Source organism: Streptomyces sp. M41(2017), assembly GCF_002078175.1.
Lineage (GTDB): Bacteria > Actinomycetota > Actinomycetes > Streptomycetales > Streptomycetaceae > Streptomyces.
Genome location: NZ_MWFK01000004.1, coordinates 72500 through 82610, shown reverse-complemented (window position 1 = coordinate 82610; position 10111 = coordinate 72500). Strand labels below are relative to the sequence as shown.

7 protein-coding genes are annotated in these 10111 nt (G+C 66.3%); 1 reads left to right on the top strand and 6 read right to left on the bottom strand.

The window, feature by feature from the left end; genetic code table 11:
* Positions 1 to 101: 101 nt before the first annotated feature.
* Positions 102 to 2615 carry a DEAD/DEAH box helicase gene (locus B0675_RS39645; RefSeq protein ID WP_081224678.1) on the top strand — a complete coding sequence of 838 codons (2514 nt, stop codon included), beginning with the start codon at positions 102 to 104 and terminating at the stop codon, positions 2613 to 2615.
* A 382-nt stretch (positions 2616 to 2997) separates the two neighbouring features.
* Here the strand turns inward: B0675_RS39645 and B0675_RS39640 are convergent, their stop codons facing one another.
* The 6 genes from B0675_RS39640 to B0675_RS39615 form a co-directional block, all read right to left on the bottom strand.
* Positions 2998 to 4032 carry a YaaC family protein gene (locus B0675_RS39640; protein ID WP_081224677.1) on the bottom strand — a complete coding sequence of 345 codons (1035 nt, stop codon included), beginning with the start codon at positions 4030 to 4032 and terminating at the stop codon, positions 2998 to 3000.
* A 112-nt stretch (positions 4033 to 4144) separates the two neighbouring features.
* The gene (locus B0675_RS39635; protein ID WP_241540207.1) at positions 4145 to 6211 is read right to left on the bottom strand and encodes an ATP-binding protein; all 2067 of its coding nucleotides are present in this window, start codon (positions 6209 to 6211) and stop codon (positions 4145 to 4147) included.
* A 327-nt stretch (positions 6212 to 6538) separates the two neighbouring features.
* Complete coding sequence (locus B0675_RS42390; protein ID WP_241540206.1) at positions 6539 to 6682, bottom strand: hypothetical protein; 144 nt, start codon at positions 6680 to 6682, stop codon at positions 6539 to 6541.
* Positions 6683 to 7230: 548 nt separating this feature from the next.
* Complete coding sequence (locus B0675_RS39625) at positions 7231 to 7959, bottom strand: hypothetical protein (protein WP_081224674.1); 729 nt, start codon at positions 7957 to 7959, stop codon at positions 7231 to 7233.
* 217 nt (positions 7960 to 8176) lie between these two features.
* Positions 8177 to 8812, bottom strand: a complete 636-nt coding sequence (locus B0675_RS39620; protein ID WP_081224673.1) for a DUF1524 domain-containing protein — start codon at positions 8810 to 8812, stop codon at positions 8177 to 8179.
* Positions 8813 to 9055: 243 nt separating this feature from the next.
* The gene (locus B0675_RS39615; protein WP_081224672.1) at positions 9056 to 9541 is read right to left on the bottom strand and encodes a lamin tail domain-containing protein; all 486 of its coding nucleotides are present in this window, start codon (positions 9539 to 9541) and stop codon (positions 9056 to 9058) included.
* Positions 9542 to 10111: the final 570 nt, after the last annotated feature.

Sequence of the window (10111 nt, the reverse complement as noted above, 5' to 3'; positions counted from 1 at the left end):
TCGCCGGGAGCGGCCGTGGATGGGCTTCAGTACTTATTCATTCCCTGAATGGAACTGCTCTCTATTTGCCTCATATGAAGGGGCGAGAGAAGGAGACAAGAATGCCATATGTGTTGCGTCCGCATCAGATTGAGGCCGTTGATTCGGTTCTAAGGATTCTTTCGGAACCGCCCGGAGGGCGTATGCCGCCTCAGGGTCTACGAACACAGGTAATTGCCGCGACTGGGTCCGGTAAGACGCTGATTGGTGTGGAGTCTGGGAATCGCCTGTCGGCGCGTCGTGTGCTGGTGTTGGTGCCGACGTTGGACCTGCTGATGCAGATGGCCGGCGCGTGGCGTGCTGGTGGTCGGCGTGGGGCGATGGTCGGGGTGTGCTCTTTGCGGGCTGAGGAGAGTCAGGGCATCCCGTGTACGACGGATCCGGCGGAGTTGGTGGCGTGGACGTCGGGGCCGGAACCGGTGACGGTGTTCGCGACGTATGCGTCGGTGGGCCAGGGGGTGTTGCAGCGTGCGCATGAGGTTGGCCTGCCGGTGTGGGACCTGATGGTCGTCGATGAGGCGCACCGGGTGAGTGGTGATGCTGGTCGTCCGTGGGCTGCGGTGCATGATCAGCAGCTGATTCCTGCGGTGCGTCGGCTCTATATGACGGCGACGGCTCGTGTCTGGGAGGCGGGGGGTGAGGGACCGCGGTTGGTGGCGAGTATGGATGAGGACTCTCCCGTGTTCGGGCCGGTGGCGTACAAGTTGCGGCTGACGGAGGCGATCCGGCTCGGGCTGGTGGCGTCGTATCAGGTGCTGTGTCTGGACATCCGTGACCCGGACCTCTACGCCGCGCTGACGAGCGAGGACACCGGGTCCGCGGCCGTACGTGGGGCTCGACTCGCGGCGGTTCAGGCGGGGTTGATGCGCGCTGCGGTGGAGGAGCGGTTCCGTCGGGTGCTGGCGTTCCACAGTCGGGTGGGTGAGGCGGAGGCGATGGCGGCCGGGGTGCCGGCGGTCGCGGGCCGGCTCGCTGAGGAGGATCCGCAGACGTTCCCGCCGGCGGAGCGTGTGTGGGCCAACTGGCTGTACGGCGAGCACGCCCCGTTGCATCGGCGCCAGGTGCTGGACGAATTCGCCTCCGATTTCTTCGGAGGGGCAGAGTTCGAGGGGCGTGATGTTCCGGCTGCGTTGCGTGTTTTGTCGTCTGTGCGCGTTCTCGGGGAGGGGGTTGATACTGCGCAGTGTGATGCGGTTCTTTTTGCTGATGCGCGGGGGTCGATGATTGACATCGTGCAAATGGTCGGACGGGCGTTGCGGATGCAGCCGGGGACGGGGAAGTTGGCCTCGCTGATCGTTCCGGTTTTCCTCGGGCCGGATGAGGATCCGAATGAAATGCTGACCACGACGTCCCTGAACACGTTGGCGAAGGTCCTCGGGGCCCTGCGGTCTCACGACGCGGAGACGATCGAGGCGCTTGCGGATCCTCGGATCCGCAACAGCCGTCCGGCGCCTGAACAGGACGCAGAGGAGGGCCAGTTGGGGAGCGGGGAGGGCGGCCAGGAGCAGGGCGAGGATGGTGCGCGGGTGAGTGGGGCTGCGGCGGGGGTGCTGCGGTTCAGTGAGGAGCGTGATCCGTTCGCGCTGGCGCAGTTCGTGCGGCTGCGGATCATCGACCCGGAAGGCGCGTACTGGCGGCGTGGCATTGAGGCGGCGACGCGGTGGCTGCGGGAGACCGGGAACACGGAGCTGCGGGTGCCGTACCTGTTCATGGCGCCGGCGGAGTGGGGTGCTGTGGGCGGGTATCCGCTGGGGCGGTGGATCGCGGACGTGCGTCGCTACTACGCGGCCGGCACCCTGGAGGCTGCGCGGGTCACCGAGTTGGAGACGCTGGGGATGGTGTGGTCGGCGTGGGACACCGCCTGGGCGGATGGGCTCGCGGTGGCCAAGGACTACGCCGCGGTGCACGGGCATCTGGTGCCGGCCACGAACGCGGTGTGGGGCGGGGACGGGATGGCGTTGGGGGTGTGGCTGAAGAACCAGCGTGCAGCCGCCCGCAAGACACGTGAGAACGCCGAGCGGCGCGCCGCCGGGGAAACGGGTATCTCCGCGGCGGGTGAACTGTCTGAGAGCCGTCTGGAGGCGCTGGATGCGATCGACCCGGCCTGGTGCCCGGCGTGGGGGATCGACTGGCAGCGCGGATTTCACCTCACCCTGCAGTACCTGCGCTCCGCCGGCGTCCTGCCTTCGCGGGCGGGTGAGGTGATCGTGCAGGGCGAAGACCTGGGTGCTTGGACGATCGCGCAGCGGATCGGGTGGGACAAGCTGACACCGGTCCAGCAGTGGATGCTCGACAGCGTCCTCGGGCTGGAGCCCGCGGGTGAGGGTGAGTTGCAGCCGGTGCGGAAGACACAGGCGGACCGGTGGGCCACCCACCTCGCCGCGGCCCGGCAGTTCCACGCCCGCGAGGGCCATCTGCGCGTCCCGCGCAAGCACGTGGAAGAGATCGCGGGTGGCGACGGACAGGTCGTTGGCCTGCGGCTTGGTGGGTGGCTGGACAATACGCGCCGCCGGGCTGACAAGCTCAGCGCGGAGCGTCGGGAGGAACTCGAGGAGCTGGGGATGCGGTGGGGGTGACCTGGTATCCGGAGCCGGTTACGGGCGGGTGGTAGGCCGAAGCGCGGTAGATGTCACCACGGCGGGCGTGTTGCCATCAGGGCCGCCAGCGGGGCCTGCCGGGCTGACCGCCGGGGCACGGGGTGCAGCTCGGGTGGCTGGGTGGGTACATGAGCTGGCGACGCTCCCCCTGACTTCGCGCACTGCTGGTGATAGGTGGCGCCACAGCCACCGTGCTTTGTGCGCTTGAAGTCGCAGGTCAATCGACACCGATGGTGACAACTGTCGTGCTTCGGCACACGCTCTCGCGGCCGGAGCTCCTGTCCAGCCCCGCTGTCGTCGGCCAGCCGAAACGACCCCAGCGCGGCCTGCTCCGGCTTCGAACCTCATCAGCCGGGATACATCAGGTGCTCACCTCGGTGATGGCGTCCGCGATCAGGACGGGCAGGTGGTTGATGGCGCGTTCCAGGAGCCGCTCGATCTGGACCGCGTGCCGGCTGGTGTCGACGCTGATGAGCGTTCCCCAGACCGCAGGTTGGTAGCGGGCGAGCATGGACAGCGTGTACAGCACGGCCCACCAGGCCATCAACGGGTGTAGATCACGCTTCATCGAGCCCAGGACCGGCAGGAAGTAACGGCCCCCGGCGTAGCCTCGGGTAATGGTCCGCAAATGGGCCTGTCGTTCGGCCATGGTGGCCATCCCGTCGAACCCCGTGCCCATGCCTTCGGGCATCATCCAGTTCATCGACAGTTGGCCCCCGGCGTCGTCGTAACGGACGTAGTTTGGAAGCGCCGCCGCCCCGACATTCGAGTAGCTCTCGTGCTGGGCGACAGCCGGGTAGGCGGTGAGTAGGTCGGCCAGCGCCTCACGAGTGCCGGCCGTGACGACCCGGTCGGGGATGTTGCACACGAAGACGCTGAGCAGGGAGTGGTCGCCTTCGTCGACGCTGCCCTCGCTCGTGTAGAGAGGGGTGAGCCGGTCCCTGGTGGTAAGCGGGTAGCGGAGGTTCGTCGGCAGCAGGTCCCATATGTCTTCCAACCGCATCGGGTCCTTTTCCCACACGGGTGAGTCGAGGACTTCGCTGACTTTCACGAAGCTGCCCTGGGTGCCGAACGGGTCGGTGCGGATCTCGATGTCGGGGAAGGGCAGATGGAGCGCCTTGCTGCTGATTCCGTGGGTGTCGAGGCGCCAGTCCTCACCCTTGAGGGACCAGGCGGCGGCCGTGATAGCGCGGCCGGCCTGGCTGAGGCCGTAGAAAGCCAGGATCGGGCTCGTGGCCGGGCCCACGACGGCGGCGGCGTGGAGCAGCTGCTGAGTCTGCTCCAGAGCCGCCGTGTAGGTCTTGCGGCGGGAGGCGCTGCTGGCTCTGGCCGGTGGATTGGAGCGGCTGGCCCGCAGCCGCTCCCACGCCTCATCGGAGTCGAGATCGCTGTGCATGACCAGGGACGCTACCCGGCTGCGAGTAGCCCGCGCCGCAGATTTCTAGCTTGCGTGACTAGGCAGCGGATGGGGCTGGATGGGTGTGCCTGATCGGCCTGCTGTCGTTGGGTCAGCTTGCTGAGTGCACCGCGATGTCCTGGTCTTCGGCGAGGCCGTCTGGGATGAAACGTGAGTAGCTCTCGCGCAGGTGTTGGGTGACCCGTGCGTCTGTGGCCTCGTAATTCAGCTGCCGCTGGAAGAACAGCAGCTTCTTCTCGGCTGTATCGAAGATCTCGGCCCAGCTCTTGACCCAGACCTCGTACTCGTCCTGATCGTCGAGCAGCCCCGCTGGCTTGTCCTTCTGCCGGATGTCCCGAAGGACCTTCTCCGAGTAGTCATAGGTGATGAGGTAAAACCGCCACTTGCAGCCTTCCACCCCCCGGTACTGCGGGTTGTCCACGATCGCGCGGGCGTAGCCCTTGATCTGGTCGAGTTCCTTCTTGCCGACCTTGACGGTAGGGCGCTTGAGCTCGATCACGAGACGCTCGGTGGAGTCTTCGTCGCGTCGGCTACGGAACATCAGGATGTCCACCCGGCCGCGGCGGCCATCCGGCTGCGTGGCCACCAGTTGATTCTCCAGGACGACGTCCTCGCCAAGTTCGTCCAGGTGAGCTTGAAGAACGTTGGTGAGCCCGACCTCGGTGCGTGCCCAAGCCCAGTCATCGCCGAACATCCACAGGTTCTGGGCGATCATCGGGTGAAGCTGGTCGACCTCACGGAATTCACGCCGCAGCGCGTCGTCGGCGAGGATCTTGCGGAGTCCGCCGATGACGTCAAGGCGGTTGGTCACCTCGGTGGCGGCGCTGATGACGTGGGCAAGGTCGGTGCTGTGCAGGAGATTCTTCAGGTGCCGACGGTCGTCCAGGCTGAGGGCCAGGACCTTCTCCAGGATGTCGTGAAGATCGCCGGGGTTGGACTCAAGTGCCGTGCGAATGAGATCTACAGAGAGCCTGCGGGCCATGCCCCTGCTTGGGAGAGCTTCGCGGGCCACTGTCACTACGACGTCGAAGGTCTGCCGCTCGATCGTCTTCGTCCCAGTCGTCGGCCCCTCCTGGTACGGGTAGATGCCCTCGTCCTTCAGCTGGCGGACGACCGCTGCCGAGATCTGAGCGCCTCGCAGAGCCAGATACTCCCGGACAGCCTTTGCTGCGGCGTCCAGGAGCGCAGCGTGGGTCATGGGCATCATGTGGAGGTCGTCCACGGTGAGGTTGTTAAACCGGTCGGACCGCAGGTAGGGGGTGAAACTGACGATGCTGTCTGACCAGTCCTTGCCCTCCTCGTACAGGGCGATGCCGTCGGCGTTGCAGATGAGCATCTTGCGATCGCTCATCCGTCGGTTCCACTCCACGACGGTCACAACCGCCGATGGGCCGTCGTCACTGTCCTCTTCCGGCAAGGCCAGCGGGAGGTCGACAGGCTCGCCCACGATGATGTCGGCCGGGTCCAGACGCCTGCCCTCGTACGTGACGGTGACGTCGGGGTAGGCACGCAGGTAGAACGCGAGCTTCGCGGTGAGATTGGGTACTGCGTCGTCATGTTCGAGGTAGCGCAGGGACTTCTCTTCGGGAACCCTAATCCGGACTGTTGTTCCCGGCTCTTCTCGGTCGGGTTCCGTCTCTACGACCTGCCAGATGGTGGCGTGGTCAGCGTCTCCGCTGGCACGGACGCCGACCAGGGTGTCGTCTACCAGGGCTGCGGAGTCCCAGGTGAGCTGATCTCCAAGAGCAAAGGCGAAGAGCCGTCCTTCGCCGTTCCTGCCATGCAGGATGCGGGTGTTGTCCTGGGTGTGCGTCTTGCCGGCCTTCCACGTCTCGCCGTAGCGGTAGAAGGACTCATGAGCGCGATCCGGCGTCATGCCGTGGCCGTTGTCGGTCACCACGATCTCCGTGATGGCGCCCAGAGCGGAGCGCTGGAACCGGATGTCGACCTTCGTGGCATTCGCGTCGAGGGCGTTCCACACTAGCTCCGCCACGGCGGCAATCTGTTGTTTCTTCTTGAACTGGAGGATCTTCGCCTCACCCACGGACAGCATGAATTCCGTCGTGCGCGAACTCGCCTGTTGCGGTAGGGCGGCGATAGCGGCCTCCATCGCTACCGCTGCACTGGACGGGCGCTGTGCGTCGTGTTCCCCTGACATGCGGTGACCGTATCGGCTTCTGCCAACGCGGTACACATCGCAGAGGGGAGAAGCGAGGGCTCTAGCTGGCACACGAGAACAGACAGTGCGGCTCGTGCGGCCGGTGGGCGCCGGGTGCGATCAGTCCACGTCGGCTGAGGCCAGAGTGACCACGAGCGCGATGTGGGAGACGCGCTCAGACAGAGCGCTGCCGCCGTGCTCCGCTCGCGCATCGGTTGAGGTCCGATCCCGACCTTCATTGATCCTCTGAAGGGTCAGCGGCAACGTAGATCAACTCTTCTGTCTCACATTTTCGGAATGGAGTGCTGGTCTACGGGGGCATCTGCCTTACCGAGGGATGATCAGATCGGTGAACTGGCCCGTGGCGGGCATCCGTCCGCGGTTGAAGACGACTGCGATGAACACGACCACCAGTGGCAGCAGGGGGACGAGGGCAGCGTCGGGCATTCCGAGGACGGCTGCACCAATCATGATCATTACGACAGTGAGTCCTATCCCGATCGCTCGCGTGCGCTCTCTCGGTACGGCCGGTGTCGCGCCCTGGAGTTGGTCTGCGTCGAGGAGATCATCGATTCGGCCCTCTGCGTAGCGTTCGGCGATGGTTAGGAGCATCACGGTGAGGTCTTCGAGGGCTCGGCTCGATTGGGAGTCCTACTGCGCCCCACCACGAGTGCCGCATGAGCCTTGAACTGTCGTTCGTTGTGCCGCCTGGCTCTGGCGCGGCGGGTTCGGTGCGCTCTCCGCCTGGCGGCCGCCATCCGAACTGGCGTCGAAGCAGACCGGCCGCAGCACCATCCCGTCGTCGAGGACCACACCGACCGCACCGGTGTGACAAGGCCCGAACTCCTACGTCGTCCACCTCTCCCGCTCGCCGTCCTCCACAGACCCGCTCCTTCCCGCCTCGCCTGCGGGAATCACCGAAGAGGTGACCAGCACCTGGGGCGGGTGATGGCCCGCATGCGGGAGATGGGAGCACGCGGTGTCGGATCCACGATCGCGGGATCCGGACAGGGCGACAGTTAAATCCTGACATCCTGCCCACTCGGACCGCCCGCGCTCTCCGGCTGGCTCCGGCGCTCAGTCGTCTGGCCGAAAAAGTAGCCCAGGACGATCAGGAAGCTGTTACTGATCAGCTCGGAGACGGTCGTGCCCAGAAACATCGCCACCACCAGCGTTACGGCCAGCCCGACGAGGAGGATCGCGCCGATCATCGGCGCGATCGCGTCACGGGCCAGCAGCTTCGAGCGGTAGGACCACCGGCGTTCCGACAACTGGATCTTCAGGAGTGCCAGATCGCGCTCGCGCTGGAACTGCAGTGCGCTCTCCTCCGAGGCCACGGCCCGCACCGCAGCCTCGGACTCGACGGACTGCCGCTCCAGCTCGTCCAGCTGGTCGACGAGCGCCTGTCGTTCATCGCCCTGCGGCAGCCGGTCGATGAGCTCGCGCAGACCCGAGATCTTCTGCTCGCTGCGCAGTTCATTGAGTCGGTCGACGATGAGCCTCTTGCGCTGGAGCAGGACTGGCAACAGGCTGACGCCCTCTTCCGCGGAGACGACCCACGTCTTGAATGTCATTCGGGGAAGCTGATCAACGTGCTCGATAGCGTCGTTGACGCGGTCGAGCGTCGCCTCCAGGCCTTGCAGATCGGCGGCCTTGATCTGGGCACTCCCGAGCCCCATCCCCTCCAGAACGCGCTCCGCCATTTCGGCGAAGTTCCACAATCCCGTCACTTGCGCGTGCAAACCCATGTCTGTACTCCGTCCCCCGAAACCTGGCACCCAGGTGCCACCTTGGTCCAAATCGAAGCGGTTGGCAGCGACTTCTGGAATCCGCAAGCGCGGCCGCCGCGTCGTCGATTCGGATCGTGCTCCGGTCGTGACGTCATCGGGCCCGAAACCGTCGTGTGCGACGCCGCTGACACGGGTCTGTCTGCCGCCCGTGGACCACTTCTGGTGAGGGTAGGTATCAGTCGGTACAGGTGTCGACCATGGAGGACAGGGCTGTCTTCTCATCGTCGGTGGTGGTGAGTTTGAAGACCGCCTTGATGTGGATGTAGTCCTTGCCGTAGGTACACCAGAAGGCGTGGTTCGCGGGCTTCCAGTCAGCGGGACCGCTGTCGGACTTCGAGGAGTTGGAGGACTCCGAGGCGATCAGCAGCTGCGGGTCCGTGAGGTCGTTACCGAACGCTTTGCGCTGATCGGCAGTCCACATGTCAGCCCCCGAGCGCCAGGCTTCCGCGAGCGGGACCATGTGGTCGATAGTCGCATCAGCGACAACGGTGACGGTTTTGTCGTCGTAGGCCGAGTACCAGGACCCGCTGGCTGGCTGGCAACTGCCGGCCTGGCCCTGCACATCCTTGCCGTCACGGGCGAGGAGGTCCTGGCGGGTGGTGCAGCCATCGGGCTGGGAGGCCCAGATGTCGAACTTGTCGCGGGCGTAGCCGTCCATCGAATGCGGTGCGGCGACCGTTAGGGCTGCGAGCTCGGTGCGCGCCGTGGTGGTCGACGGCGGGGCGGGCGGCTCGGCCAGAGCCTGTCCCGCGAACACGCCGAGGATGACGAGCGAGGCGGTGGGCAGGCCGAATACGGCGCGACGGAACATGAACTCTCCAAAAGATGTGGGGGGTTGGAGATGCGCCCTTGAGGTAACCGCAGCCCGCGCCCGCCGCGCTACGCGCGTCGACCGGACGTTTCAACCCCTCCACGCCGCCTCCACCCCTCTCCCCCACCACGGAGGCAGAGACTGCGGCGGGGCGGACCGGCACACGGCCGGCCCGCCCCGCCTGGTCCGTTCAGCGCTGGATGCCTCCGGGATCCGTGGCGGAGGCACCCAGCTCAGGTGGGGTCAGCGGTGGTGGTGGCCGCGGTGACCCCAGGAAGCCTCGTCGACCAGACGCCGGTGGTCGTTGCGCAGGGTCGCGGTGTCGGAGTCGTTGTCCCACACGTAGTTACGGCGGTCCTGGTAGACATCGCGGCGGGTGTCCAGGCCGGTGCCGGTGTGGACGCGGACGGTGGCCCGGCCGCCCAGACGGTAGTGGTCGAAGGTGTAGGTGCGGCCGTCCTCGTCGGAGAGGGTCCAGCCGTCCAGGTTCACGCCGTGGCGGGAGTAGTTGGTGATCTCCACCCACTCACTGTTCAGGGAGCGGTTGGAGCGGTTGTCCCAGCCCGGGGAGTCGTACTGGACGCCGCTGATCTCCACCCGGTCGCGGTGCGGACGATGGTCCGCGGCGGAGGCGGGCACGGCGATCGCCGCAGTGACGGCCGCGGTGGTCATGGCGGCGGCGGTCAGACGGCGAGCAGTCGTGGATACGGTCACAGGTTCCCCCTGCATTCGTGCGGCCCAACCCCAACACGCCCTGGTGGCGGCCGGGTTGTGCGGTGTGCGGGTGACGGCCGGCTTGGCCGCGCATTCACACCCTGCCCGCCGTGGCGGCGTGATGTGAACGCGGCGCAGGAGGCGTTGCTGGTTGCTCACACCGCCGTGACACTCGCCTGCAATGTCCATCTATGTCATGAAGGATTGACCGGGCCATCCGAGAAGGGTCCAACCCTTGGGAGGACTGGGCACCGCCTCTGGCCGTAGGCCTTGCGCCGCGGCGGAAAGCTCACCCGTCACCCGTAAGTGAGTAACAGCGCCCCGGCGAGAAGACGTCCAGCGGAGCTGCGCAGCAGCTCTTTCCACGCGGCGTTCCTGCAGCGCTCATCCTCATCGTGATCGCCGAGCCGCGTGAGAGACCCCTCGTGACCACCGCCTGACGGTACGACCGGTGGTCGGCGGCAAAGGCGGCCGCGGCGATCGCCGCGGTAATAGCCGCGTCGGGTCAGCGCGGCGGCGCATCGTTCTGCGGCAGTGCGTGACGACGGCCTGGGAGGAGGGTCGTCGACTGGGCCGGCCGTCGGC